The 23,735-nt window shown below is 59.2% G+C and carries 33 protein-coding genes and 1 tRNA gene; 11 read left to right on the plus strand and 23 right to left on the minus strand.

Going from position 1 to position 23,735, the window contains the following annotated elements:
- The first annotated feature begins 16 nt into the window (after positions 1-16).
- From R6254_RS08145 to R6254_RS08175, 7 genes are all read left to right on the plus strand, one after another.
- The gene (locus tag R6254_RS08145; RefSeq protein WP_318405855.1) at positions 17-499 is read left to right on the plus strand and encodes a MarR family winged helix-turn-helix transcriptional regulator; all 483 of its coding nucleotides are present in this window, start codon (positions 17-19) and stop codon (positions 497-499) included.
- Positions 496-1,350 (plus strand): enoyl-CoA hydratase family protein, encoded by an 855-nt coding sequence (locus R6254_RS08150; protein ID WP_318405857.1) that lies wholly within the window; start codon positions 496-498, stop codon positions 1,348-1,350. The genes R6254_RS08145 and R6254_RS08150 overlap by 4 nt, the downstream gene beginning before the upstream one ends.
- Position 1,351: 1 nt before the next feature.
- Complete coding sequence (locus tag R6254_RS08155) at positions 1,352-2,521, plus strand: acyl-CoA dehydrogenase family protein (RefSeq protein ID WP_318405859.1); 1,170 nt, start codon at positions 1,352-1,354, stop codon at positions 2,519-2,521.
- Entirely contained in the window at positions 2,518-4,158 is a 1,641-nt protein-coding gene (locus R6254_RS08160) for an AMP-binding protein (RefSeq protein ID WP_318405861.1), read from the plus strand. The genes R6254_RS08155 and R6254_RS08160 overlap by 4 nt, the downstream gene beginning before the upstream one ends.
- Positions 4,155-4,601, plus strand: coding sequence for an acyl-CoA thioesterase (locus R6254_RS08165; protein WP_318405862.1), 447 nt, complete (start codon positions 4,155-4,157; stop codon positions 4,599-4,601). The genes R6254_RS08160 and R6254_RS08165 overlap by 4 nt, the downstream gene beginning before the upstream one ends.
- The gene (locus tag R6254_RS08170) at positions 4,598-4,993 is read left to right on the plus strand and encodes a RidA family protein (protein WP_318405863.1); all 396 of its coding nucleotides are present in this window, start codon (positions 4,598-4,600) and stop codon (positions 4,991-4,993) included. Before R6254_RS08165 ends, R6254_RS08170 begins: the two co-directional genes overlap by 4 nt.
- 395 nt (positions 4,994-5,388) lie before the next feature.
- A complete protein-coding gene (locus R6254_RS08175) occupies positions 5,389-5,625 on the plus strand; it encodes a hypothetical protein (protein ID WP_318405864.1) in 237 nt (78 codons plus the stop codon).
- Here R6254_RS08175 and R6254_RS08180 read toward each other — a convergent pair.
- From R6254_RS08180 to R6254_RS08275, 20 genes are all read right to left on the minus strand, one after another.
- Positions 5,604-5,680 (minus strand) — tRNA-Met (locus R6254_RS08180). The two genes, R6254_RS08175 and R6254_RS08180, sit on opposite strands and share 22 nt — an antisense overlap.
- A gap of 27 nt (positions 5,681-5,707) precedes the next feature.
- Positions 5,708-6,109 carry a 50S ribosomal protein L17 gene (gene rplQ, locus R6254_RS08185; protein WP_318405866.1) on the minus strand — a complete coding sequence of 134 codons (402 nt, stop codon included), beginning with the start codon at positions 6,107-6,109 and terminating at the stop codon, positions 5,708-5,710.
- 83 nt (positions 6,110-6,192) lie between these two features.
- On the minus strand, positions 6,193-7,182 hold the full coding sequence (locus tag R6254_RS08190; RefSeq protein WP_318405867.1) for a DNA-directed RNA polymerase subunit alpha: 990 nt from the start codon (positions 7,180-7,182) through the stop codon (positions 6,193-6,195).
- 95 nt (positions 7,183-7,277) lie between these two features.
- Entirely contained in the window at positions 7,278-7,901 is a 624-nt protein-coding gene (gene rpsD, locus R6254_RS08195) for a 30S ribosomal protein S4 (RefSeq protein ID WP_318405869.1), read from the minus strand.
- A 136-nt stretch (positions 7,902-8,037) separates the two neighbouring features.
- On the minus strand, positions 8,038-8,442 hold the full coding sequence (gene rpsK, locus R6254_RS08200) for a 30S ribosomal protein S11 (protein ID WP_077592475.1): 405 nt from the start codon (positions 8,440-8,442) through the stop codon (positions 8,038-8,040).
- 17 nt (positions 8,443-8,459) lie between these two features.
- Positions 8,460-8,825 (minus strand): 30S ribosomal protein S13, encoded by a 366-nt coding sequence (rpsM, locus tag R6254_RS08205; protein WP_188709716.1) that lies wholly within the window; start codon positions 8,823-8,825, stop codon positions 8,460-8,462.
- A 25-nt stretch (positions 8,826-8,850) separates the two neighbouring features.
- Positions 8,851-8,964 carry a 50S ribosomal protein L36 gene (gene rpmJ, locus R6254_RS08210; RefSeq protein ID WP_011481465.1) on the minus strand — a complete coding sequence of 38 codons (114 nt, stop codon included), beginning with the start codon at positions 8,962-8,964 and terminating at the stop codon, positions 8,851-8,853.
- 26 nt (positions 8,965-8,990) lie between these two features.
- Positions 8,991-9,209: a translation initiation factor IF-1 gene (gene infA / locus R6254_RS08215; RefSeq protein ID WP_318405892.1), complete on the minus strand. Its 219-nt coding sequence runs from the start codon at positions 9,207-9,209 to the stop codon at positions 8,991-8,993.
- Between the two features lie 3 nt (positions 9,210-9,212).
- A complete protein-coding gene (secY, locus tag R6254_RS08220; protein ID WP_318405893.1) occupies positions 9,213-10,532 on the minus strand; it encodes a preprotein translocase subunit SecY in 1,320 nt (439 codons plus the stop codon).
- Between the two features lie 22 nt (positions 10,533-10,554).
- On the minus strand, positions 10,555-10,986 hold the full coding sequence (gene rplO, locus R6254_RS08225) for a 50S ribosomal protein L15 (protein WP_318406089.1): 432 nt from the start codon (positions 10,984-10,986) through the stop codon (positions 10,555-10,557).
- Between the two features lie 12 nt (positions 10,987-10,998).
- On the minus strand, positions 10,999-11,181 hold the full coding sequence (gene rpmD, locus R6254_RS08230) for a 50S ribosomal protein L30 (protein WP_077592479.1): 183 nt from the start codon (positions 11,179-11,181) through the stop codon (positions 10,999-11,001).
- 11 nt (positions 11,182-11,192) lie between these two features.
- On the minus strand, positions 11,193-11,711 hold the full coding sequence (gene rpsE / locus R6254_RS08235; RefSeq protein ID WP_318405895.1) for a 30S ribosomal protein S5: 519 nt from the start codon (positions 11,709-11,711) through the stop codon (positions 11,193-11,195).
- A gap of 17 nt (positions 11,712-11,728) precedes the next feature.
- Positions 11,729-12,094, minus strand: a complete 366-nt coding sequence (gene rplR, locus R6254_RS08240; protein WP_318405897.1) for a 50S ribosomal protein L18 — start codon at positions 12,092-12,094, stop codon at positions 11,729-11,731.
- Positions 12,095-12,105: 11 nt separating this feature from the next.
- Positions 12,106-12,639, minus strand: coding sequence for a 50S ribosomal protein L6 (rplF, locus tag R6254_RS08245; protein ID WP_318405898.1), 534 nt, complete (start codon positions 12,637-12,639; stop codon positions 12,106-12,108).
- 24 nt (positions 12,640-12,663) lie between these two features.
- A complete protein-coding gene (gene rpsH / locus R6254_RS08250; RefSeq protein WP_318405900.1) occupies positions 12,664-13,059 on the minus strand; it encodes a 30S ribosomal protein S8 in 396 nt (131 codons plus the stop codon).
- 17 nt (positions 13,060-13,076) lie between these two features.
- Positions 13,077-13,382 carry a 30S ribosomal protein S14 gene (rpsN, locus tag R6254_RS08255; RefSeq protein ID WP_318405902.1) on the minus strand — a complete coding sequence of 102 codons (306 nt, stop codon included), beginning with the start codon at positions 13,380-13,382 and terminating at the stop codon, positions 13,077-13,079.
- 7 nt (positions 13,383-13,389) lie between these two features.
- Positions 13,390-13,929, minus strand: coding sequence for a 50S ribosomal protein L5 (gene rplE / locus R6254_RS08260; RefSeq protein ID WP_318405903.1), 540 nt, complete (start codon positions 13,927-13,929; stop codon positions 13,390-13,392).
- 2 nt (positions 13,930-13,931) lie between these two features.
- On the minus strand, positions 13,932-14,252 hold the full coding sequence (rplX, locus tag R6254_RS08265; RefSeq protein ID WP_318405905.1) for a 50S ribosomal protein L24: 321 nt from the start codon (positions 14,250-14,252) through the stop codon (positions 13,932-13,934).
- Between the two features lie 9 nt (positions 14,253-14,261).
- Positions 14,262-14,630, minus strand: coding sequence for a 50S ribosomal protein L14 (gene rplN / locus R6254_RS08270; RefSeq protein ID WP_007869247.1), 369 nt, complete (start codon positions 14,628-14,630; stop codon positions 14,262-14,264).
- A gap of 295 nt (positions 14,631-14,925) precedes the next feature.
- Positions 14,926-16,512, minus strand: coding sequence for a glycerol-3-phosphate dehydrogenase/oxidase (locus R6254_RS08275; protein WP_318405913.1), 1,587 nt, complete (start codon positions 16,510-16,512; stop codon positions 14,926-14,928).
- A 123-nt stretch (positions 16,513-16,635) separates the two neighbouring features.
- On the opposite strand from R6254_RS08275, the gene R6254_RS08280 reads away from it, so the two are divergent.
- The 4 genes from R6254_RS08280 to R6254_RS08295 all read left to right on the plus strand — a co-directional run bounded on the left by R6254_RS08280 (position 16,636) and on the right by R6254_RS08295 (position 20,290).
- Positions 16,636-17,403, plus strand: coding sequence for a DeoR/GlpR family DNA-binding transcription regulator (locus R6254_RS08280; RefSeq protein ID WP_318405915.1), 768 nt, complete (start codon positions 16,636-16,638; stop codon positions 17,401-17,403).
- Between the two features lie 24 nt (positions 17,404-17,427).
- Positions 17,428-18,921, plus strand: coding sequence for a glycerol kinase GlpK (glpK, locus tag R6254_RS08285; RefSeq protein ID WP_318405917.1), 1,494 nt, complete (start codon positions 17,428-17,430; stop codon positions 18,919-18,921).
- Positions 18,922-19,000: 79 nt separating this feature from the next.
- The gene (gene proC / locus R6254_RS08290) at positions 19,001-19,828 is read left to right on the plus strand and encodes a pyrroline-5-carboxylate reductase (protein ID WP_318405919.1); all 828 of its coding nucleotides are present in this window, start codon (positions 19,001-19,003) and stop codon (positions 19,826-19,828) included.
- Between the two features lie 228 nt (positions 19,829-20,056).
- On the plus strand, positions 20,057-20,290 hold the full coding sequence (locus R6254_RS08295; RefSeq protein ID WP_318405920.1) for a hypothetical protein: 234 nt from the start codon (positions 20,057-20,059) through the stop codon (positions 20,288-20,290).
- Positions 20,291-20,397: 107 nt separating this feature from the next.
- On the opposite strand, the gene ubiA is transcribed toward R6254_RS08295, so the two are convergent.
- The 3 genes from ubiA to R6254_RS08310 all read right to left on the minus strand — a co-directional run bounded on the left by ubiA (position 20,398) and on the right by R6254_RS08310 (position 23,049).
- Positions 20,398-21,255, minus strand: coding sequence for a 4-hydroxybenzoate octaprenyltransferase (gene ubiA / locus R6254_RS08300; protein WP_318405922.1), 858 nt, complete (start codon positions 21,253-21,255; stop codon positions 20,398-20,400).
- 164 nt (positions 21,256-21,419) lie between these two features.
- Positions 21,420-21,947, minus strand: a complete 528-nt coding sequence (locus tag R6254_RS08305) for a Dps family protein (RefSeq protein WP_318405924.1) — start codon at positions 21,945-21,947, stop codon at positions 21,420-21,422.
- Between the two features lie 118 nt (positions 21,948-22,065).
- A complete protein-coding gene (locus R6254_RS08310) occupies positions 22,066-23,049 on the minus strand; it encodes a LysR substrate-binding domain-containing protein (protein WP_318405926.1) in 984 nt (327 codons plus the stop codon).
- Positions 23,050-23,735 lie beyond the last annotated feature (686 nt).

Below are 23,735 nucleotides of genomic sequence, written 5' to 3' on the forward strand. Positions count from 1 at the left end.
GAATCAGGAGAACCCCATGGACATGGAAGCACGCGGACACCGCGAACACCCGGAGGCGCTGCGCCTGTGGCTGCGCCTGCTGACCTGCACGCAGCTGATTGAAAAACAGGTGCGCGGGCAATTGCGCGAACAGTTCGACACCACCTTGCCGCGGTTTGATCTGATGGCGCAGCTGGAGCGCAACCCGGAAGGGTTAAAGATGAACGAGTTGTCGCGCCGCATGATGGTCACCGGCGGCAACGTCACCGGCATCACCGACCAGCTGGTGGCCGAAGGTCTGGTCGAACGGGTGGAGGTTGCCGGTGACCGCCGCGCCTACCGTGTGCGCCTGACGCCCCGCGGCCGCAAGATATTTGACGACATGGCACGCCAGCACGAAAGCTGGATTGTCCAGGCCCTGGGCGGCCTGTCGCCGCGCGAAATCGACACCCTGCACAAGCTGCTGGGCAAAGTCAAACAACACCAAACCGACCTCAGCCAGGAACTGGAAAACACATGAAGCACTACATCACCGCCAGCAACCCCATGCACGCGCAGTTCAATGCGCTGGGCAATTACCAGGCGCGCCACTTCGCCTACAGCTTTGACAATGGTGTGGCCACCTTGACCCTGAACCGGCCCGAGCGCAAAAACCCGCTGACCTTCGACTCTTATGCCGAGCTGCGGGATTTGTTTCGCAATCTGAACAACGCAACCGACGTCAAGGTGATTGTGCTCACCGGTGCCGGCGGCAACTTCTGCTCGGGTGGCGACGTGCACGAAATCATAGGTCCCTTGACCAAAATGGCCATGCCCGAGCTGCTGGAGTTCACGCGCATGACGGGTGACCTGGTCAAGGCCATGCGCCTGTGCCCGCAACCCATCGTGGCCGCGATCGACGGCATTTGCGCCGGCGCCGGCGCCATGATGGCGCTGGCCGCCGACATGCGCCTGGGCACGGCGCAGGCCAAGACCGCCTTTCTGTTTACCCGCGTGGGTCTGGCCGGCGCCGACATGGGCGCTTGTGCGCTGCTGCCGCGCCTGATCGGTCAGGGCCGCGCGTCCGAGCTGCTGTTCACCGGCCGCGCGATGACGGCGCAGGAAGGGCTGGCCTGGGGCTTTTTCAATGCCTTGCACGAGCCGGCCGAGGTTCTGGCCAAAGCCCAGGCGATGGCTGCCGACCTGGCCGCCGGCCCGACCTTTGCCCACGGCATGACCAAAACCATGTTGCACCAGGAATGGGCCATGACCCTGGACCAGGCGATTGAGGCCGAAGCCCAGGCGCAGGCCATTTGCATGCAGACCCAGGATTTCACGCGTGCCTACGAGGCCTTTGCCAACAAACAAAAACCTGTGTTCCAGGGAGACTGATGTGAAAGCCACCACCACCCACCTGGCCTTGCCCTTTTTTGACGATGCCCACCGCACGCTCGGCGAACAACTCGCCGCCTGGGCACCGCAACAAGATGTCGACGAACATGATGACAGGCTGGCCTGCAAGGAGTGGGTACGCCGGCTGGGCGACGCTGGCTGGTTGCGTTACTGCGTGCCCGCCAGCAGTGGTGGCGCGCTGGAAAAGCTCGATTCACGCGCACTGGTGATCCTGCGTGAAACCCTGGCCTTTCATTCCCCGCTGGCCGACTTTGCCTTCGCCATGCAGGGCCTGGGCAGCGGCGCCATCACCCTGGCCGGCACAGCGGCGCAACAAGCCGCCTACCTGCCGGCGGTGGCGCGCGGCGACAAGATTGCCGCCTTTGCCTTGAGCGAGCCCGATGCCGGCTCCGACGCCGGCGCCATGGTCACCACCGCCGATGCGGCCGGCACGGCCTGGGCGCTGAACGGCAGCAAGACCTGGATCAGCAACGGCGACATCGCCGACTTTTACGTCACCTTCGCCAAAACCGACATCAGCGCCGGCACACGCGGCATCACGGCCTTTATTGTCGATGCCGGCACACCCGGCCTGGACAGCAGCGAACACATCGCCGTGATGGCACCACACCCGCTGGCCACACTGAAGTTTGCGCACTGCCGCGTGCCGGGGGAAGCTCAGCTGGGCGCGCTCAACGGCGGCTTCAAGCTGGCCATGCAGACTCTGGACATCTTCCGCGCCTCGGTCGCCGCCGCCGCCCTGGGCATGGCACGCCGTGCGCTGGCCGAGGCGGTTCGTTTTTCGCGAGAACGCAAGATGTTCGGCCAGACCCTGGCCGACTTCCAGCTCACACAAGCCAAGATCGGCGAGATGGCCGCCCTGATCGATGCCGCCGCCCTGCTGACCTACCGCGCCGCATGGCTGCGTGACGACAGCGAACGCAAGGGGGCAGGCACACGTATCACCGCCGAAGCCGCCATGGCCAAAATGACGGCCACGGAAAATGCCCAGCGTGTCATCGACATGGCGCTGCAAATGCATGGCGGCCTGGGTGTCAAGGTCGGCACCAAGGTTGAAAGCCTGTACCGCGACATCCGGTCCCTGCGCATCTACGAAGGTGCGACCGAAGTCCAGCAACTGATCATTGGCAAGGCAGTGTTGCAATCATGACTACTCCGACTCCCACATCAACAGCGCCGTCGGCACAAACCGACCGCTTTGTGCATGACCGCCTGCCACAGCAGGCGCTGCTGCCCGAGCTGCGCTACTCCTTGCCCGACATGCACATTCCCGCCCAGGCCAATCTGGTGGACACGCTGTTCAGCAAGGCCTTTGCAAATGGCCATGGTGACAGGCCGATGCTGCGCTCGGACCGGATCACCTTGAGTTATGCCGAGGCGCTGGAGCGCGTCAATCGCATCGCCCAGCTACTGACCGAAGACTTCAAGCTGGTGCCGGGCAACCGGGTTTTACTTCGCGGCGGCAACTCCATCGGCATGGCCTTGGCCTGGCTGGGCGTGGTGCAGGCCGGGCTGGTGGCCGTGGCCACCATGCCCTTGCTGCGCGCCAAGGAGTTGGGCGAGATCATTGAAAAGGCGCAACCCACCGTGGCCATCTGCGACGCCACGCTGATGGATGAATTGGCGCAGGCCCAAGCGGTGCATCCGGTCTTAGGCACGGTGTTGAAGTTCAATGCGCTGGGCGATCCGCAGGATCTGGGCGCTTTGTGTGCGGCCAAATCCGGGCAATTCACTCCCTGCCCCACCTCGGCCGACGACATCGCCATGATGGCCTTCACCTCCGGCACCACCGGCACACCCAAAGCGGCGGTGCACACGCACCGCGATGTGCTGGCCGCCTGCGAGGCCTGGCCGCGCCATGTGCTCAAGGCTACGCCCGAGGACATCGTGATGGGCTCACCACCGCTGGCCTTCACCTTCGGGCTGGGCGGCATGCTGATTTTTCCGATGTGGGCGGGCGCCTCGGTGTATTACCCCAGCGTGGCCTACACCCCCGAAGTCATGGTCCAACTCATCAAGCAGGTGGGCGCCACCACCTGCTACACCGCGCCCACGTTTTACCGACAAATGGCGGCGTTTGCCAAACAACACGGCGTGCCGACCCTGCGCACCTGCGTCAGCGCCGGCGAAGGCCTGCCCGACGCCACCCGCCAGCTCTGGAAAGACGCCACCGGCATCGAGATGACGGACGGCATAGGCGCGACCGAAATGTTCCACATCTTCATCTCCGCCGCGCCGGCAGACGTGCGCCGTGGTGCCATCGGCAAGGTGGTGCCCGGCTACACCGCCAAGGTGGTGGACGACATGGGCCAGGAAGTGCCACGCGGCACCGTCGGCAAACTCGCCGTCATCGGACCTACCGGCTGCCGCTACCTGGACGATGTGCGCCAGACCAACTACGTCAAGGGCGGTTGGAACTACCCCGGCGACGCTTTCCTGCAGGATGCCGATGGTTATTTCTTCTTCCAGGCCCGGGCCGACGACATGATCATCACCTCGGGCTACAACGTCGGTGGCCCGGAAGTCGAAGACGCCTTGCTCAAACACCCCGCCGTCGCCGAATGCGGCGTGATTGGTGTGCCCGACGAGGAGCGCGGCATGATCGTCAAGGCGATTGTGGTGCTCAAGCCCGGCCAGGTCGCCGACGAGGCCATGGTCAAGCTGCTGCAAGACCATGTCAAAACCACGCTGGCGCCTTTCAAGTACCCGCGCCAGATCAAGTTCGTGAGCAGCCTGCCGCGCACGGAGACCGGCAAGTTGCAACGTTTCAGGTTGCGCCAGCCATGAAGTTCGAAACCAAAAAACAGATTCGCTTTCACCATTGCGATCCGGCCGGCATCGTTTTTTATCCGCAGTATTTTTACCTGCTGCACGAAGCCCAGGAAGATTTTCTGGCGCATATCGGTTACCCCGAACATGAACTGATTGCCTCGGGCATAGGTGTGCCCATCGTGGACCTGAAAACCGAATTTCTTGGCATGTGCCGGTATGGCGACGAAATCAACATCCACCTGAGCTTGAGCCGCATCGGCAATGCCAGCCTCGGCATGCGCTACGAAATTTATAGCTACTCACGCATAACAGATAAGGGCCAGAGCCTTAAATTGCTTGCAAAAACCGTGGTGGTGTGCTCCGAGGTGCCACATGGCAAAGTGTTGCCCATCCCGGACGGCTTGCGCCAGGCGCTGCTGCCTTATCTCGAAACCGAACTGGAAGAAAACAAATCATGATGAAACTATTGCAACCCGCGGAGTGGACCGCCCCCAAGGGTTACGCCAATGGCGTGATGGCTCGCGGCGCGATGATTTTTGTGGGCGGCCAAATCGGCTGGAATGCGCAGCAGCAGTTTGAAAGCGACGATTTCATCGTACAAACCCGCCAGGCCCTGCAAAACATCCTGGCGGTGCTGCAGGCCGGTGGCGCCGGGCCAGAACACATGGTGCGCATGACTTGGTACGTGGTGGACCGCGTTGAATACATCGCGCGCCTGAAAGAACTGGGAGCCGCTTACCGTGAGGTCATGGGCAAAAACTTTCCGGCCATGACCTGTGTGGAGGTGTCGGCCCTGGTGGAAGAGCGCGCACGTATTGAAATTGAAGTGACGGCCGTCCTGCCTGACTGAACGGAGCACGCCCCTCAGGGGTGGCTAGCGCATCCCCTGGCGTTGCCAGCCTGAGCACTCCCCGCCGGCCCTTCTTGACGCGGAACCCCTTGGACTTGAAAACCGGCTCAGAATCTAATTAAAAAATCGGGTTGACGCGACCAGGGGTCGCTGCCGTGCAGCGTCTTGGCTCAGGAACGCGCAGACGGGCTATAACCCAAGGAAAAACAAGCCCCAAGTCATACGGCGAGCCACACAAGAGCGGCGACCGGCCCTTGCGCTGGCCCCGCCAGAGGCCTTGCCTGCTCAGATCGGAGGCAGATCCAGCGTATGCCGAGCGCTGGCGCTCATGTCTGCTACGGGCCATTCATCATCAAGCACGCTTGATTGATTGATGACGCTAAGAGCGTGAAATGATGCAAAAAAACGAAAATCACGTGGTATCAACGATCTATAACGCCAACAGAAGGCGAGAAATAGATGAAATAAAAACTCATCACCACGCGTTACGGGCGAGACTAAAGTCATTGGACCCAGAATCACTGGCCACAGAAATGACAAATATGAGCCAGAAAGCAAAACGCCCACATGAAGTGGGCGTTTTGGGTACCAGACCTGGTGGTCTGGAGGTTGGTTGCGCGGGCAAGATTTGAACTTACGACCTTTGGGTTATGAGCCCAACGAGCTACCAGGCTGCTCCACCGCGCGATATGTATTTATTATAGCTTACTTTTCTTACTTTGCTTCGGCCACATCAGCTGTAGTGTCTTCCGACACATCAGGACGATCAACCAGTTCAACCAAAGCCATAGGCGCGTTGTCACCCACACGGAAACCCATTTTCAGGATACGTGTGTAGCCACCAGGACGGGCCTTGTAACGTGGGCCGAGTTCGGCAAACAGCTTGACGACCATGTCGCGATCACGCAAGCGATCAAACGCCAGGCGCTTGTTGGCCAGTGTTGGCTCTTTCGCCAATGTGATCATGGGCTCAACAACGCGACGCAGTTCTTTGGCCTTGGGCAAAGTGGTCTTGATGGCTTCATGCTGAATCAGAGAATTCATCATGTTGCGAAGCATGGCCAGCCGATGTGAGCTGGTCCGATTGAGTTTACGAAGTCCGTGTCCGTGACGCATGGTGCTTTCCTTTCAATTTTGTAGTTCAAGTAGCCGTATCAGGTACTACCTGTGCACGCCCTCCCGAAGGAGGATATTTTCAATTACCGCTTGTCGAGACCTGCAGGAGGCCAGCTTTCCAGCCGCATCCCAAGTGTCAGGCCACGAGAGGCCAATACTTCTTTAATTTCATTCAGTGACTTGCGACCTAGATTTGGCGTCTTGAGAAGTTCGTTCTCGGTACGCTGGATCAGATCACCAATGTAATAAATGTTCTCTGCTTTCAAGCAGTTGGCCGAGCGGACCGTCAGTTCAAGTTCATCTACAGGACGCAGCAGGATGGGGTCAAATTGCTGCGAGCTGCGCTGAACCGGCGCATCGAAAGCAGCCAATTCGTTGCCTTCGAGTTGCGCGAACACCGCGAGTTGCTCAACCAGGATTTTAGCCGAAGCGCGAACCGCATCTTCTGCCGTCACCGCGCCATTGGTCTCGATTTCGAGAACCAGCTTGTCGAGGTCGGTACGCTGCTCAACACGAGCGCTTTCAACGGTGTAGCTGACACGCTTGACCGGCGAAAACGAAGCATCCAGAACGATGCGGCCAATCGACTTGGTCGATTCGTCGCCATAACGACGCATGGTGCCAGGAACATAACCGCGGCCGTTTTCAACCTTGATCTGCATGTCGATCTTGCCGCCGTGCGACAGATTGACGATGACATGTTCAGGGTTGATGATTTCAACGTCGTGCGGCGTCTGGATATCGGCGGCAGTCACAGGACCGTCGCCATCCTTGCGCAGGCTCAGAGTAACTTCGTCACGGTTGTGGAGCTTGAACACCACACCCTTCAGATTCAACAGAATGTTGACGACGTCTTCCTGCACGCCATCGATGGAAGAGTACTCATGCAAGACACCGGCGATGGTGACTTCGGTCGCAGCGTGGCCGACCATGGAGGACAGCAAAACACGACGCAGGGCATTGCCGAGCGTGTGGCCATAGCCGCGCTCAAAAGGCTCGAGAGTCACCTTGGCGCGGTTAGGCGCAAGCTGCTCAACGTTAATTGTTTTGGGTTTCAGTAAATTAGTTTGCATGCATTCTTCCTCTCAATACCCTCGGCTCGTTACACCGATAAGGCCGGGTGAAGCGACCCTGCGCCTACAGTGCCCCGTAAGCGCAGGAACGAAAATTAACGTGAATACAGTTCGACGATCAGCGATTCGTTGACGTCAGCAGCAAATTCGTCGCGATCCGGCACTTTCTTGAAGAGACCTTCGCCCTTGTCAATGCTGACATCAACCCAGGCCGGCATGCCGACTTGTTGAGCCAGTTGCAGCGCTTCCGCAACGCGGGTCTGCTTCTTGGACTTGTCGCGAACAGCGATCACATCACCGGTCTTAACCATGTAAGACGGAATATTGACCGAACCACCGTTAACGGTGATCGCTTTGTGCGAGACCAGCTGGCGTGCTTCAGCACGTGTGGAGCCAAAGCCCATGCGGTACACCACGTTGTCCAGGCGGCATTCCAGAATGAACAACAGGTTGGCGCCGGTATTGCCCTTGCGGCGATCGGCTTCCTCGAAATAACGGCGAAATTGCTTTTCAAGCACGCCATACATGCGCTTGACCTTCTGCTTTTCGCGAAGCTGCAAGCCGAAATCGGAGGTGCGGGTACCGGAAGTACGACCGTGTTGACCGGGTTTGGAATCGAACTTCGCCTTGTCGCCGATGGCTCTGCGAGCGCTCTTCAGGAACAGGTCGGTGCCTTCACGGCGGGATAGTTTGGCCTTGGGGCCGAGGTAACGTGCCACTTGAATTCCTTATGTCATCTGCTGCAATATGTCTGCAGGAGCCGTCGGTGTCACCCGAACGGCGGTGGGCTTGAAAAAAAACGTTTTCCGGGTATGGCTGCGCAACTGCGTCACAGCCATCCCGGATAACTCGAACTTAAATGCGGCGGCGTTTTTGAGGACGGCAGCCGTTGTGTGGAACAGGCGTCACGTCAGCAATCGAATTGATCCGAATGCCCAACGCGGCCAATGCACGCACCGATGATTCGCGGCCAGGACCTGGGCCTTTGATTTCAACATCAAGATTCTTGATGCCTTGCTCAATGGCGGCACGACCAGCGACTTCTGAAGCAACTTGAGCTGCAAAAGGAGTCGATTTACGCGACCCTTTAAAGCCTTGTCCACCAGATGATGCCCACGACAAGGCATTGCCCTGGCGATCGGTGATCGTGATGATGGTGTTGTTAAAGGACGCGTGAACGTGAGCGACACCGTCGGCGACGTTCTTGCGAACTTTCTTGCGAACGCGTTGCGCTGCGTTACTGCTTGGGGCTTTTGCCATAACTACCTCTTACTCAATTATTTCTTCAAGGACGCGGCGGCCTTGCGCGGACCCTTGCGGGTGCGTGCATTGGTACGCGTGCGCTGACCGCGCATGGGCAAGCCACGACGATGGCGGAAGCCACGGTAGCAGCCGATATCCATCAAGCGCTTGATGTTCATCGTGGTTTCACGACGCAGATCACCTTCGATGGTGAATTGCGCGATCTGATCACGAATTTTTTCCAAGTCACCGTCTGAAAGATCTTTGACTTTTTTGGAATACGCAATATCACATGCCTCGCAAATTTTGCGTGCACGAGTGCGACCGATGCCGAAAATAGCAGTCAAGCCGATTTCGGCGTGTTGCTGCGGCGGAATATTGATACCAGCGATACGAGCCATGTGCGTCCTCTAAAACTCTTGAAAATCAGCCTTGACGCTGTTTATGGCGTGGGTCTGTGCAGATCACGCGAACAACGCCCTTACGGCGGATGATTTTACAGTTGCGGCAAATTTTCTTAACCGAAGCTGAAACTCTCATTTCTTTCTCCTAAACTTTTACTTTGCTTATTTGGCGCGAAACACGATACGTGCACGCGACAAATCGTAAGGGGTTAACTCAACTGTCACTTTGTCACCGGGAAGTATGCGGATGTAATGCATGCGCATCTTCCCCGAAATATGACCCAAAACAATATGCCCATTTTCCAGCTTCACGCGAAATGTCGCGTTGGGCAAGTTCTCCATGACCTCCCCCAGCATCTGGATGACATCATCTTTCGACATTCATCAACCACCGGGTGAAGTTTTAAAGTTCGCCTTCTTCAACAGGGATTCATACTGCTGAGACATCATGTAGTTCTGCACTTGGGCCATGAAATCCATGGTCACAACCACAATAATCAGTAACGAGGTGCCGCCAAAATAAAACGGCACGTTGTACTTCAAAATCAAAAACTCTGGCAGCAGGCAAACAAAGGTGATGTACACCGCGCCGGCCAATGTCAGGCGCACCAGAATCTTGTCGATATAACGCGCCGTTTGATCACCAGGACGAATCCCGGGAATGAAGGCGCCGCTCTTCTTCAAATTGTCCGCTGTTTCCCGGCTGTTAAACACCAGCGCGGTATAGAAGAAGCAGAAAAATACGATCGCGATAGTGTACAGCAGTACATAGATAGGCTGACCCGGGGTCAAGGTGCTGGCGATATCTTTCAGCCAACGCATACCTTCACCTGCACTGAACCAGCCAACCACGGTTGCAGGCAACAGAATGATCGAGGAAGCAAAAATCGGAGGGATCACGCCGGCCATGTTCAGCTTCAAAGGCAGATGGGAGGATTGTCCGCCATACACCTTGTTGCCAACCTGCCGCCTGGCGTAATTCACCAGTATCTTTCGCTGGCCGCGCTCCACAAAGACAACGAAGTAAGTCACGAGCACCACAACAGCCACAATCACAATGGCGACCAGAATACTCATGGCACCTGTGCGGACCAACTCAAGCAAGCCACCCAGCGCATTGGGCAAACCTGCCGCAATACCTGCAAAAATCAGGATCGAGATGCCATTACCCAAACCACGTTCGGTAATCTGCTCCCCGAGCCACATCAAAAACATCGTACCGGCGGTCAAACTGACCACGGCCGTCATACGGAAACCAAATCCGGGCGCCAGGACCAGGCCTGGCGAGCTTTCCAGCGCAATCGCGATACCCATGGACTGGAACAAGGCCAGACCCAGGGTGCCGTAACGCGTGTATTGCGTGATCTTTCTCCGGCCAGCTTCACCTTCTTTTTTCATCTGCTCAAATGTGGGAACCACATAAGTGAGCAGCTGCATGATGATGGAGGCGGAGATGTAAGGCATGATGCCCAACGCAAACACCGTAAAGCGCGACAAGGCCCCGCCAGAGAACATATTGAACAAGCTCAATATGCCACCCTGCTGGCCACTGAAAAGTTGTTGCAACTGGGACGGATCAATTCCTGGAACAGGAATGTGAGCGCCCACACGGTAAACCACCAGCGCAAGCAGCAAAAATACAAGCCTGTTGCGTAGATCACCGAACTTGCCGGTTTTTGCAATTTGTGCAGAGCTGGTTGCCACTGATAGTTATCCGTGTAAGGTTTTAAGCGAGTACGCCGCCGGCGGCTTCGATTGCGGCTTTAGCACCCGCAGTCGCGCCGATGCCATTGAGTTTGACAGCTTTTGTGAGCTCGCCAGACTTGATGACTTTGACGTTTTTAGCCAGCTGGCCAACCAGACCAGCTGTTTTCAGCGCCAGCAGATCCACTTCGGCCAGACCGAGCTGTTCAAGAGCGGCCAGGGTGACTTCAGCATTGAACTTCAGCAGCTGCGACTTGAAACCGCGCTTGGGCAAACGACGTTGCAAAGGCATTTGACCGCCTTCGAAGCCAACCTTGTGGTAGCCGCCCGAACGGGATTTTTGACCTTTGTGACCGCGACCAGCGGTTTTACCAAGGCCAGAGCCGATGCCGCGACCGACACGGCGCTTGGCATGTTTGGCGCCTTCGCCAGGCTTGATTCCGTTTAATTCCATCATAAGCTCCGCTTACAGCACCTTGACCAGGTAGCTGATCTTGTTGATCATGCCGCGCACAGCGGGCGTGTCCTGCAGTTCGCTCTTGCTGTTGATACCGCGGAGGCCCAGGCCGCGCACGGTGGCGCGATGGGATTCCTTGGTGCCAATCGGGCTGCGAACCAGGGTCACTGTGAGTTTTTTCTCTGTCGTCATTGGGTACCGCCTTAGCCGAAGATCTCTTCGACCGATTTACCACGCTTGGCAGCGATGTCCGAAGCCGTCGTGGAGTTGTTCAGCGCGTCCATCGTTGCACGCACCATGTTGTAAGGGTTGCTGGAACCGTGGCTTTTGGCCACGATGTCAGTGATACCCATCACTTCAAACACCGCACGCATGGGTCCGCCGGCAATGATGCCCGTACCTTTGGCGGCCGGCATCATCATGACGCTGGCAGCACCCCAGTGACCAAACACGTTGTGGTGAATGGTGCCGTTTTTCAACGACACTTTGGTCATGTTGCGACGGGCCTCTTCCATGGCTTTTTGCACGGCCGCTGGCACTTCTTTCGACTTGCCCTTGCCCATGCCGACGCGACCGTCGCCATCACCAACCACAGTCAGTGCAGCAAAACCGAGAATCCGGCCGCCTTTTACAACTTTGGTCACGCGGTTGACCGCGATCATCTTTTCCTTCAGACCATCGTCTGGAGCGTCGTTTTGTGATTTTGCTTGAAACTTAGCCATACTTAATTCCAGTCTGCTTAGAACTGCAAGCCAGCTTCGCGAGCCGCATCAGCCAGCGCTTTAACGCGGCCATGGTACGCAAAGCCAGCGCGGTCAAACGCTACTTTTTCCACACCTGCCGCTTTTGCCTTTTCGGCAATACGCTTGCCAATGGCTTGCGCAGCAGCAACGTTTGCACCTTTGCCCGAAGCGCCAAGCTCCTTGCGCACTTCGACTTCTGCGGTCGAAGCAGAGGCCAGAATTTTGGTGCCGTCGCCAGAAATAACGCTGGCGTAAATATGCAAATTGGTCCGATTCACGGTCAGACGGGCAACACCTTGCGTGGCAATGCGGATGCGGGTCTGGCGTGAACGACGAAGGCGCTGCTCTTTTTTGGTCAACATGGTGCAGCTCCTTATTTCTTCTTGGTTTCTTTGATCGTGATCTTCTCATCCGAATAACGGATGCCCTTGCCCTTGTAAGGCTCAGGAGGACGCACGGCGCGAACTTCGGCGGCAATCTGGCCGACGCGTTGACGATCTGCACCCTTGATCACCACCTCAGTGGGAGTCGGCGTTGCAACCTGGATACCGGCAGGCATATCAAACACCACAGGGTGCGAATAACCAACCGTCAGATTCAACTTGGTACCTTGGGCCTGGGCTTTGTAACCCACACCAACCAGGCTCAGCTTCTTCTCGAAGCCCTTGGTCACACCGGTGACCATGTTGTTAACCAGCTGGCGCATGGTGCCGCTCATGGCATTGGCTTCACGCGACTCATTGGCTGGGACAAAAGTCAACTGGCCGGCATCATTCTTGATGGTGACCAGGGCATTTTGTGCCAGAGCCAAAGCACCGAGGGCGCCCTTGACATTGATCTGGTCATCTTTCATCGCCACGTCCACGCCCTGGGGCACGACGACTGGCATTTTTGCTACACGAGACATTTCAGTTACTCCTCAATGCCGCCGTTAGGCCACGTAGCAAAGCACTTCACCACCGATACCGGTAGCGCGCGCTTTACGATCAGTCATTACACCCTGGGGGGTAGTGACAATGGCGACACCCAGTCCGTTCATGACTTGGGGGATGGCGCCGTGGCCTTTGTAGACGCGAAGGCCTGGGCGGCTGACGCGCTCAATGCGCTCAATCACGGGCTTGCCTGCGTAATACTTCAGGGCGATTTCCAACTGGGGTTTGCCATCATCGGTCTTGACGGAGAAGCCATCGATATAGCCCTCATCCTTCAACACCTGTGCGATAGCGACTTTGACTTTTGACGATGGCACCAACACAACGGCTTTTTCAACCATTTGTGCATTGCGGATGCGCGTCAGCATGTCGGCAATAGGATCACTCATGCTCATTTGTAGTTCTCCTATGCTTACCAGCTTGCCTTGGTGATACCAGGGATATCACCAGCAAAAGCCAACTCACGGATCTTGGCGCGAGCCAAGCCGAATTGACGGAATGTGCCACGTGGGCGGCCCGTGATCGCGCAGCGGTTACGCTGACGTGTCGGGTTCGCATTACGGGGCAACTTTTGCAACTCCAGACGGGCCAGGGCGCGCTCTTCATCGGAGCGTTTGGCGTCGTTGGAAATTGCTTTGAATTCTGCGTGTTTCTTGGCGAACTTGGCGACCAGTTTGTCGCGCTTCAGTTCACGTTGCAATAAAGCTTGTTTTGCCATGTCCGCCTCAGTTCTTGAACGGAAAACGGAAAGCGGTGAGAAGTGCCTTGCACTCTTCATCGGACTTGGCCGTTGTGGTGATGCTGATATTCAGGCCGCGCAAGGCATCCACCTTGTCGTACTCAATTTCAGGGAAAATGATCTGCTCTTTCACGCCGATGTTGTAGTTTCCGCGGCCATCGAAGGCACGACCGGAAATACCGCGGAAGTCACGAACACGCGGCAGAGCCACGGTCACGAAACGATCGAGGAATTCATACATCTGAACGCCGCGCAGAGTCACCATGCAGCCAATAGGCAGATCTTCGCGGATTTTGAAACCAGCGATAGCCTTCTTGGCTTTGGTGACCACAGGCTTTTGGCCAGCAATCTTGGTCATGTCGCCGACGGCGTTGTCCATGACCTTCTTGTCTGCAACAGCCTCGCTCACACCCATGTTGAGTGTGATCTTGGTGATGCGGGGAACCTGCATCGGCGTTGTGTAGCCGAATTTTTCAATCAGCGCAGGTGCGATTTTCTCGCGGTATTGATCTTGCAAGCGTGCCATGTTTACGCAGCCTTAATTTCGTCGCCACTGGACTTGAAGACGCGCACTTTTTTGCCGTCAGCCAGAAGCTTGATACCAACACGATCCGCCTTGCCCGTTGCGGCATTGAAGATGGCCACATTGGATTGGTGAATCGGCATGCTTTTTTCAACAATGCCACCGGTGGTGCCCTTGAGGGGGTTTGGCTTGGTGTGTTTTTTCACCAGGTTAAGGCCCTCAACCAGCACATAACTGTCGTCCTTGCGGAGCGAAATCGTGCCGCGCTTGCCCTTGTCGCGGCCTGCGATGACGATGATTTCATCGCCTTTGCGAATCTTGTTCATGGCGTGTCCTTACAGAACTTCAGGAGCCAGGGACACGATCTTCATGAACTTTTCAGTGCGCAACTCGCGCGTCACTGGTCCGAAGATGCGGGTGCCGATAGGCTCCAGCTTGGCGTTAAGCAACACTGCTGCGTTGCCATCAAATTTGACGAGGGAGCCATCGCCGCGGCGGATGCCCTTGGCAGTACGAACGACCACAGCACTGTAAACCTCGCCTTTTTTGACGCGGCCACGTGGAGCGGCTTCTTTGATACTTACCTTGATGACGTCACCAACGCTGGCGTACCGGCGCTTGGATCCGCCCAGCACTTTGATGCACATCACGGATTTAGCACCCGTGTTGTCAGCAACATCGAGTTTGGATTGCGTTTGAATCATTTAAATTAGTCCCAACTTGCACCAGCGCCTTTTCCCACAACAGGAAGACTTGCCAGTCAGTCTTGGGCCCGTCGTCCACACCACAAACCACTTGCGATGCTTCCGTTAGGCAGAATTCTTAGCTCTTTCAAGCGAAGCCCACGATTATTATCAAATTGCCACGCCTTGTCAACACCTCTCCTTGCAAATTCTTCGTGTTTAGACGGGTATTCGCCAAAATATTGATCAAAACAGGCTTTAGCCCTTTACAGATGGGCGCAAGCAGCTATCAATTTCAAAGCAAGCAACAGCCCGCTCAGGCCGGCAACAACAGGTATTGATCCGCCAGCTTCAGGAATTCAGCGAGTTGGGGGTCTGTTTGATTTTCCTCGGCCAGCAACTCGGCCACAGCGCCCGCCAGCGATTTGGCCAGCGCGGCATCCAGAAACAGCAGGCGGGATCGCCGCGCCAGCACATCCTCGACCGTCCGGGCGTATTCGTAACGCGCCGCAAACCGCACCATGGCCTCCGTCAGGCCGCCGCCCAGAACCCGCTCTGCCCCCGGCAAGGCCAGCACCCCTGCCGCGTCGCTGCCATATAAGTGCAGGCCGGGCGCCTCGCTGATCTTATGGGTAGACGTCTGGGCGCCGACCAGTTTGAGATCAACGGTCACACCGCCGGGGCGCTTGGCCAGCAAATCCGCGGCAAAACAATGGTCCAGCACGTCTTCGGCCATGGCCCGGTAAGTGGTCCATTTGCCGCCAGTCACGGTCACCAGGCCGCTTTTGCTGACCAGCACCGTGTGTTCGCGCGACAGCGCCTGGGTGCTGTCGCCATCATCTTCGGGCGGTTTCACCAGGGGCCGCAACCCCACCCAGATACTTTTGATGTCGGCCGGCCCCGGCGCCTTGCTCAAGTAGCGCGCCGACTCACCCAGGATGAAATCAAGCTCTTCGCGGAAGGCCAGTGGTTCGCGCGCCAGGTCGCTGCGCGGCGTATCGGTGGTGCCCAGAATGGTTTTGCCCAGCCAGGGCACGGCAAACAACACCCGCCCGTCAGCGGTTTTTGGCACCAGCAAGGCATGGTCGGTCGGCAAAAACGAGCGGTCGACCACGATATGCACCCCCTGGCTGGGCGCCACCATGGGTTTGGCCTCACGGCCTATGGCCTGGCCATCCAGCAGGCGCAGCTGATCGACCCAGACGCCGGCCGCGTTGACGACACATTTGGCCCTGAGCGTAAGTGCCTGCCCACTTTCATGATCCATCACCGTCAAGCCCACCAGCTTGCCGCCCTCATGGACGAGGCCGGTGGCGGCGCAATAGTTGACCAGCAGAGCGCCGGCACGGGCGGCGCTGCGCGCCAGCGCCAAGGCCAGACGTGCATCGTCAAATTGACCGTCCCAATACTTGACGCCACCTTTGAGCCCGTCCTGGCGGGCGGTCGGCAGGCAGCCCAAGGTCTCACTGCGATTCAGAAACTCGGTGGGGCCCAGCCCGGCCTTACCGGCCAGGGCGTCATACATCTTGAGGCCGACACCATAAAACGGCGTCTCCCAGAACTTGTAGGAAGGCATCACAAAAGGCAAGGGCTGGGCCAGATGGGGGGCATTGGCCAGCAGGTGTGTGCGCTCATGCAGGGCTTCGCGCACCAGGGAAATATTGCCCTGCGCCAGGTAGCGCACACCGCCATGCACCAGCTTGGTGGCGCGCGACGAGGTACCTTTGGCAAAGTCGTGGGACTCCACCAGGACCACGGAAAACCCACGCGCCGCGGCATCCAGCGCGACGCCCAGCCCGGTGGCGCCGCCGCCAATGATGGCCACGTCGTAGGTGTGGGGCGCTTTCAGGCGCGCCATCAGATCGGCACGTTGCGTCGGCAACGGAGTGGATTCAAAAGTCATGCTCGCCTTGGTTCGAATTTTTTCGAATAATGTTCTCTTCTGCGCGATTTTAGTAGATACCATCCCTTATTTACTTCTTTTTGCTTCGCTATACAGTCGATTCACTCTCAAACCGAATCCCGCGTGAATTCCAATCCCCGCCAACTCAAACTTCTGGACGAGGTCCGCGCGCGCGGCTCCGTCACGGTCGAACAGCTCGCCGAGACCCTGTCGGTCACGCTGCAAACGGTGCGCCGCGACATCCAGCGCCTGGCCGATGCCGGCCTGCTGGCGCGTTTCCATGGCGGCGTGCGGGCGCCCAACTCGACCATTGAAAACCTCGCCCACCGGCAGCGCGAAAACCTGCATGCCGAGGGCAAGGCCCGGATTGCACGCGCCGTCGCCGCCGAAGTGCCGGACAACTGCTCGTTAATCCTCAACATTGGCACCACCACCGAAGCCATTGCCCGGGCGCTGCTGCACCACAAGGGTTTGCGCGTCATCACCAACAACCTCAATGTCGCGGCCATCCTCAGCAGCAATACCAGCAGCGAGGTGATCGTCGCCGGCGGGGTGGTGCGCGCCCGCGACCGCGGCATCGTCGGCGAAGCGGCGGTTGACTTCATCCGGCAATTTCGGGTCGACATCGCGCTGATCGGGATTTCGGGCATCGAAGCCGACGGCTCCTTGCGCGACTTTGACTACCGTGAAGTAAAAGTCGCGCAAACCATCATGACCCACGCACGCGAGGTCTGGCTGGCCGCCGACAGCAGCAAGTTCAACCGGCCGGCCATGGTCGAACTCGCCACCCTGGCGCAAATCGACCGCCTGTTCACCGACCAGCCGCCGCCAGCCCCCTTCCCCGCCCTGCTCGCCGAAGCCGGCGTAAGCTGCGACGTGGCCCCACCCTGACCCCCTCTTTTTTCGACCTCCACCATGACTTACCTGCTTGCCCTGGACCAGGGCACCTCCAGCTCCCGCAGCATCGTTTTTGATGCCCAAGGCCATATCGTGGCGATGGCGCAGCTAGAGCTGCCGCAGATCTACCCCAAACCGGGCTGGGTCGAACACGACCCCATGGAAATCTGGCGCACCCAGCTCGCCACCGCGCGCGAGGCCCTGGCCAAAGCCGGCATCAAAGCCGGCGACATTCGCGCGCTGGGCATCACCAACCAGCGCGAAACCACCGTGGTCTGGAACCGCCAAACCGGCCAGCCGATTCACCACGCCATCGTCTGGCAGGACAGGCGCGCCGAAGCCACCTGCGCCCGGCTGCGTGAAGACGGCAAGGCCGGCCTGATCCAGGCCAAAACCGGCCTGCTGATTGATGCCTATTTTTCAGGCACCAAACTCAAATGGCTGCTCGACAACGTGCCGCAGGCCAGGGCTCAGGCCGAGCGCGGCGAACTGGCCTTCGGCACCATCGACAGCTGGCTGATGTGGCAACTCACAGGCGGCAAAGTCCACGCCACCGATGTCAGCAATGCCTCGCGCACCCTGCTGTTTAATGTGCGCAGCAACACCTGGGACGACGAACTGCTGGCCTTGCTGGACATTCCGCCCAGCCTGATGCCCGAGGTCAAACCCTCCAGCGCGCATTACGGCGAGCTGCTGCCGACGCTGCTGGGTGCGGCCACTCCCATCGCCGGCGTGGCCGGCGACCAGCAAAGCGCCTTGTTCGGCCAGGCCTGTTTCAAGGAGGGCATGGCCAAAAACACCTATGGCACGGGTTGTTTCATGCTGATGCACACGGGCGAGAAGTTCCAGACCTCGCACAACGGCCTGCTCACCACCAGCGCGGCGCAGGTCACACGGCAAACCGAATATGCGATTGAAGGCAGTGTGTTTGTCGGCGGCGCCGTGGTGCAGTGGTTACGCGACGGCCTACATGCGATCAAGGGCAGCGGCGAGGTGCAGGCATTGGCCGAAAGTGTGCCGGATTCCGGCGGCGTCATGGTCGTGCCGGCCTTCACCGGCCTGGGCGCGCCCTACTGGAAACCCGATGCGCGCGGCACCATTACCGGCCTGACACGCGGCACCACGCTGGCCCACATTGCGCGCGCCGCGCTGGAAAGCATTGCCTACCAAAGCGCCGCCCTGCTGCAGGCCATGAGCCGCGATGCGGTGGCGGCCGGCGCCGCGCCGGTGGCCGAGTTGCGTGTCGACGGCGGCGCCTGTATCAACGACTTGTTGATGCAGTTCCAGGCCGACCTGCTCGGCATCCCGGTGGTGCGGCCGGCCGTCACCGAAACCACCGCCCTGGGCGCGGCCTACCTGGCGGGCCTATCCAGCGGCGTTTATCAAAGCACGGCCGAACTCTCAGGCTTGTGGCGCAGCGAACGCCGCTTTTTGCCGACCCTGGGCACCGACCGCGCCGCCGAACTGATGGCACGCTGGGAACATGCGGTGCGCCAGACCGTGGCCGAATAATCCCGCGCTAGACTTTGGGCATCGCACCTCTTTTTTGACCTCGGCCGGGCCCGTGCCCGCCTTTCCTGGACACCCACCCATGCGCTCCTCCACCCTTGAAAACATCGCTTTTATAGGCGGCGGCAACATGGCCAGCGCCATCATTGGCGGCCTGCTCCAGCAGGGCCTGGCGGCCAGCCAGATCCAGATCGTCGAACCGTTTGACGAACAACGCGCCAAGCTGCAGGCGCAGTTCGGCATTGCCGCGCAAGCCGCGCCCGGTGCGGCGCTGGCCTCGGCCGGCCTGGTGGTCTGGGCCGTCAAGCCCCAGACTTTCCAGGAAGCCGCGCAGCAGGCCGGCCCGCACACCGGCCAGGCCTTGCACCTGAGTGTGGCGGCCGGCATCCGCTCGGACAGCATCGCCCGCTGGCTGGGCAGCGAACGTATCGTGCGCGCCATGCCCAACACGCCGGCGCTGATCGGCCAGGGCATGACCGCGCTGTTTGCGCGCCCTGCCGTGACCGACCAGCAGCGGCAAGCTGTCGAAGCCGTCATTGCCACCACCGGCCAGCATCTCTGGCTGACCGAGGAACAACAGCTGGACGCGGTGACGGCCTTGTCCGGCTCCGGCCCGGCTTATGTGTTTTATTTCATCGAGGCCATGGTGGCAGCCGGTGTGCAAATGGGTTTGACGCCGGCGCAGGCCCACACCCTGGCCGTGAGCACTTTTGTCGGGGCGTCCGCGCTGGCCGCAGCGTCCGAGGACCCGCCCGAGGTCTTGCGCGCCCGCGTGACCTCCAAAGGCGGCACCACCTACGCCGCGCTCACGGCCATGGAGCAGGCCGGCCTCCAGCAGCAGTTCATGCGTGCCATCGAAGCCGCCCGGCAGCGCGCCGTCGAGCTGGGGGACGAATTTGGTACCCGCTGAAAGTTAAGGCATTCAATTGGCCTCCAGCCCTTGATGGACGGGCGCAAGCAGCTATATTTTTTATAGCGACGGGCAATCCCTGTCAGAAAAATGTGCGGCCGGCGCCAACGGCCCTGCGACTTGCGTCAACCGCCCAAGGCGGGCAAACGTTGAGAACAGGCGACCCTGTCACTGGCCCCCCGGCTCTGCGGCAGGCGCATTAAAATTTTTCTAACATCCGGAGTCCCCATGAAAAAAATCCTGTCCATCCTTGCCAGCGCTGTTGTTCTTGCCATGCCTTTGGCCGTGATCTCCACGCCAGCCGCAGCCCAGACCAGCGCTCCCGCTGCTGCGCCGGCCGCCGCACCTGCTGCTGCACCCGCCGCTGAAAAAATGGCCCCAGCCAAAGCCAAGGCAAAACCCAAGGCCAAGCACAAAGTCAAAGCCAAGGCCAAAGCCAAGCCCGCTAAAAAAGCCGCCTGATAGGTCCCAGAGGTTTCACGGATGAGCCGGGGCCCCGGCCAGTCCGCTGAAGCATCGGATTCAAAAGCCCGCCGCGCGCGGGCTTTTTCACGCCTGGCCGATCCGGATCAAACGCCCAGGTAAGACAGGGCGATGCCGGCAAACACCGTGAAGCCCAGCCAGTGGTTCAGGCGAAAAGCCTTGAAGCAGCCTTCACGCTCACGCCGGCGTATCAGCCAGCCGTGCCACAAGGCCTGCGCCAGCGCCACGCCTATCGCTATCCAATAGATAGCAGGTCGCGCCATGTTCATCAGGGCAAAGGCCCAAATGGACAGATACAGCAGATAACTCGTCATGACCCCGGCCACATCAAAGCGCCCCAGCGTGATGGCCGAGGTTTTCATGCCTATCTTGAGGTCGTCGTCGCGGTCCACCATGGCGTATTCGGTGTCGTAGGCAATCACCCAGAACAGGTTGCCCAACAACAAGACCCAGGCCAGCACCGGCACACGCGACTGCACAGCCGCAAAAGCCATGGGAATACCAAAACTGAAAGCCACACCCAGCACCGCCTGCGGCATGGACACATAACGCTTGGCAAAGGGGTAGATCAGGGTCACGGCAAGCGCGGCAAACGACCAGGCGATGGTCGCGCGGTTGGTCGTGAGCACCAGGCCAAAAGCCAGCAGCGCCAGCACCGCGCCTACCCCCAGGGCTTCCTGGCTGGAGAGTTTGCCGCTGGTCACCGGCCGCTGCGCCGTACGTTTGACGTGGCGGTCAAAGTCGCGGTCGGCCACATCGTTCAGGCAGCAACCAGCGCTGCGCATCAAAAAGGTACCCAGCGTAAACACCAGCACCAGATGCCAGCCAGGAAAGCCATGCGCGGCCACCCACAGCGCCGACAAGGTGGGCCACAGCAGCAGCAGCCAGCCCGCCGGGCGGTCCCAGCGGATCAGCTGCAAATAAAGACAGCGTTTATTTTTCAAGCGGCGATATTAATGGCTGCGCGGTACGTCCAGCAATTCAGATTTTCGGGATGAAGTGCGAGACGCCCGGAGCGGAGCCACCGGAATGTACTTGGGTACATGAGGATGGCGAGCACCAGGCAACGACGCAATTCGCCCGAAAAATGGATGGGTGGGCCTGCCGCTTATTCTTCAAGGAGCGAGCGCAGCATCCACGCGGTCTGCTCGTGAACCGTCAGGCGCTGCGTCAACAGGTCGGCCGTGGGCTCGTCGCCGGCCTTGTCGGCCACCGCGAACAGACCACGGGCCGTGCGGGCGACGGCTTCGTGGCCTTGCACCAGGATACGCACCATTTCCAGCGCTTTCGGCGGTGTCACGGGCGCATCGGGCACCGACGCGAGTTTGCTGAACTGGGCGTACGAGCCGGGCGCCGGGTGACCCAGCGAACGGATACGTTCGGCCACCGGGTCCACCGCCGCCCACAGCTCGGTGTATTGCGTCATGAACATCGCGTGTAACGTGTTGAACATGGGCCCCGTCACATTCCAGTGGAAATTGTGCGTGGTCAGGTACAAGGTGTAGGTGTCGGCCAGCAAGTGGCTCAAGCCCTTGGCGATCGCGGCGCGGTCTTTTTCGCCGATGCCGATGTTGATGGGCGGCGCGCCGACCCGGCCGGCGGATGCGGAGGAAGCTTTCGGAGAAGATTTGGCCATGGATTTTTCCTTGTTTAAAACTTCAGACATCGTTCCAGGCCATCCGCGTGCGCACGGCAGCAGACGAAAAAGCAGCGCCTGGACAGACACATCATAAAACCGCGCTGTGACCCGGGGTTCAGGACAGCCGCGTCACGCCCGGCAACTCGCAGGCATAAATCGCATTGCGCAGCGCCGCAATCGCCTCGTAACGCGTGAAACTGCGGCGCCAGGCCAGCACCACGCGGCGCGAGGGCACATGGCCGGAAAATGGCAGGTACTTGATGTACGAAGGCAACTCCGGAACCTCTTTGCCTCTGGACTTGGCCGGGGTTTTGACGGGCGGGGTTGGCAGCAAAGCCTCTTTGGGCACGCTCAAACGCGGCACCAGCGTCACACCCATGCCAGCCGCCACCATGTGTTTGATGGTTTCCAGCGACGAACCTTCAAACGTCTTGCGTATGCCTTCGGCATTGCTGGAAAAACGTGCGAACTCGGGGCACACCTCCAGCACATGATCGCGAAAACAATGGCCGGTGCCCAGCAGCAACATGGTCTCCTGCTTCAGTTCCTCGGCGGTGATGCTGTCGCGCGCGGCCAGCGGATGGTTGCTGGGCACAGCGGCCATGAAAGGCTCGTCGTACAGCGGCGCAATCGCCAGGTTGGTATCGGGAAAAGGCTCGGCCAGGATGGCGCAGTCGATCTCGCCGGTGCGTAGTTCTTCAAGCAGCTTGACCGTGAAGTTTTCCTGCAGCATCAGCGGCATCTGCGGCATGGCCGCAATCGTCTGGCGCACCAGGTCCGGCAGCAGGTAAGGGCCTATCGTGTAAATCACGCCCAGGCGCAAGGCGCCGGCCAGCGGGTCCTTGCCACGCTTGGCGATCTCGCGAATGCTCTCGGCCTGCTCCAGCACACTTTGCGCCTGGCGGATGATTTCTTCGCCCAGTGGGGTGACCGTGATTTCATTGGCGTTGCGCTCAAACAGCTTGACCTGCAACTCCTCTTCGAGCTTCTTGATCGCCACACTTAAGGTCGGCTGCGACACGTGGCAGGCTTCCGCGCCTTTGCCAAAGTGTTTTTCACGGGCGACGGCGACGATGTATTTGAGTTCGGTGAGCGTCATGGGGTGATTGTGCTGGTTTTCGTGCCTGGATTTCCAGCGTTTGTGACTTAACCACCAAGCCGGGTCTCGCCCCGGCGGGCGAGGCACTTTGTCTTTGCTTCGCCAAAGAAAAGTACCCAAAAGAAAGGCGACCCGCAGTCTGGGTCCCTGCGCTGCGCTACGGGCAACTTGTGCTGCTCGAAGGTGACGGAAATTTTAGAAACTTGTCGGCTTCGCCGCCTTCGGACATCTAAAATTTTTGCCCATCCCCTCCTGCGCTGCTCAGCCCAGCCAGGACGGGGTTGAGAGGAAAAATTCGGAATCGGGGAGCAGAACGCGCAAAGCGCGTTCTGCGGAATTTGGCTGTTGGTATTTGTTCCCCACCCCCTTCTGTATGCGCTGAGGAGCACAGGGCCAGACGGATCAGGGCTCGCGATTGTCTGAGCCGCAGGCGAGTTCGAGCGAGACCCCGGCTGGACCGAGCACCGCAAGGTACCCGTAGCGCAGCGAAGGGTCGCAGACAGTAGGGTCGCCTTCTCTTTGCTTACTTTCTCTTGGCGACGCAAGAGAAAGTGAGTCGGCCGCCGGGCCGAGACCCGGCTTGGTCGTGCACCAACAAGGCCGGAAACAAAGAAGGTCCAGACGGGCTTCTAAGGCAATAATGGCCATGAGTTCCACCCAAGTCACTTGATGAACAGTCAGACCTT

Source organism: Polaromonas potterensis, from assembly GCF_033446725.1.
GTDB lineage: Bacteria > Pseudomonadota > Gammaproteobacteria > Burkholderiales > Burkholderiaceae_C > Polaromonas.

Bases quoted from the DNA above. Each gene is read 5' to 3' on its own strand.
- R6254_RS08145 (WP_318405855.1), top strand. From the start codon at position 17: ATGGACATGGAAGCACGCGGACACCGCGAACACCCGGAGGCGCTGCGC.
- R6254_RS08150 (WP_318405857.1), top strand. From the start codon at position 496: ATGAAGCACTACATCACCGCCAGCAACCCCATGCACGCGCAGTTCAAT.
- R6254_RS08160 (WP_318405861.1), top strand. From the start codon at position 2,518: ATGACTACTCCGACTCCCACATCAACAGCGCCGTCGGCACAAACCGAC.
- R6254_RS08165 (WP_318405862.1), top strand. From the start codon at position 4,155: ATGAAGTTCGAAACCAAAAAACAGATTCGCTTTCACCATTGCGATCCG.
- R6254_RS08170 (WP_318405863.1), top strand. From the start codon at position 4,598: ATGATGAAACTATTGCAACCCGCGGAGTGGACCGCCCCCAAGGGTTAC.
- R6254_RS08175 (WP_318405864.1), top strand. From the start codon at position 5,389: ATGCAAAAAAACGAAAATCACGTGGTATCAACGATCTATAACGCCAAC.
- rplQ (WP_318405866.1), bottom strand. From the start codon at position 6,109: ATGCGTCACGGACACGGACTTCGTAAACTCAATCGGACCAGCTCACAT.
- R6254_RS08190 (WP_318405867.1), bottom strand. From the start codon at position 7,182: ATGCAAACTAATTTACTGAAACCCAAAACAATTAACGTTGAGCAGCTT.
- rpsK (WP_077592475.1), bottom strand. From the start codon at position 8,442: ATGGCAAAAGCCCCAAGCAGTAACGCAGCGCAACGCGTTCGCAAGAAA.
- rpsM (WP_188709716.1), bottom strand. From the start codon at position 8,825: ATGGCTCGTATCGCTGGTATCAATATTCCGCCGCAGCAACACGCCGAA.
- rpmJ (WP_011481465.1), bottom strand. From the start codon at position 8,964: ATGAGAGTTTCAGCTTCGGTTAAGAAAATTTGCCGCAACTGTAAAATC.
- infA (WP_318405892.1), bottom strand. From the start codon at position 9,209: ATGTCGAAAGATGATGTCATCCAGATGCTGGGGGAGGTCATGGAGAAC.
- rplO (WP_318406089.1), bottom strand. From the start codon at position 10,986: ATGGAATTAAACGGAATCAAGCCTGGCGAAGGCGCCAAACATGCCAAG.
- rpmD (WP_077592479.1), bottom strand. From the start codon at position 11,181: ATGACGACAGAGAAAAAACTCACAGTGACCCTGGTTCGCAGCCCGATT.
- rpsE (WP_318405895.1), bottom strand. From the start codon at position 11,711: ATGGCTAAGTTTCAAGCAAAATCACAAAACGACGCTCCAGACGATGGT.
- rplR (WP_318405897.1), bottom strand. From the start codon at position 12,094: ATGTTGACCAAAAAAGAGCAGCGCCTTCGTCGTTCACGCCAGACCCGC.
- rplF (WP_318405898.1), bottom strand. From the start codon at position 12,639: ATGTCTCGTGTAGCAAAAATGCCAGTCGTCGTGCCCCAGGGCGTGGAC.
- rpsH (WP_318405900.1), bottom strand. From the start codon at position 13,059: ATGAGCATGAGTGATCCTATTGCCGACATGCTGACGCGCATCCGCAAT.
- rpsN (WP_318405902.1), bottom strand. From the start codon at position 13,382: ATGGCAAAACAAGCTTTATTGCAACGTGAACTGAAGCGCGACAAACTG.
- rplE (WP_318405903.1), bottom strand. From the start codon at position 13,929: ATGGCACGCTTGCAAGATCAATACCGCGAGAAAATCGCACCTGCGCTG.
- rplX (WP_318405905.1), bottom strand. From the start codon at position 14,252: ATGAACAAGATTCGCAAAGGCGATGAAATCATCGTCATCGCAGGCCGC.
- rplN (WP_007869247.1), bottom strand. From the start codon at position 14,630: ATGATTCAAACGCAATCCAAACTCGATGTTGCTGACAACACGGGTGCT.
- R6254_RS08275 (WP_318405913.1), bottom strand. From the start codon at position 16,512: ATGACTTTTGAATCCACTCCGTTGCCGACGCAACGTGCCGATCTGATG.
- glpK (WP_318405917.1), top strand. From the start codon at position 17,428: ATGACTTACCTGCTTGCCCTGGACCAGGGCACCTCCAGCTCCCGCAGC.
- proC (WP_318405919.1), top strand. From the start codon at position 19,001: ATGCGCTCCTCCACCCTTGAAAACATCGCTTTTATAGGCGGCGGCAAC.
- R6254_RS08295 (WP_318405920.1), top strand. From the start codon at position 20,057: ATGAAAAAAATCCTGTCCATCCTTGCCAGCGCTGTTGTTCTTGCCATG.
- R6254_RS08305 (WP_318405924.1), bottom strand. From the start codon at position 21,947: ATGGCCAAATCTTCTCCGAAAGCTTCCTCCGCATCCGCCGGCCGGGTC.
- R6254_RS08310 (WP_318405926.1), bottom strand. From the start codon at position 23,049: ATGACGCTCACCGAACTCAAATACATCGTCGCCGTCGCCCGTGAAAAA.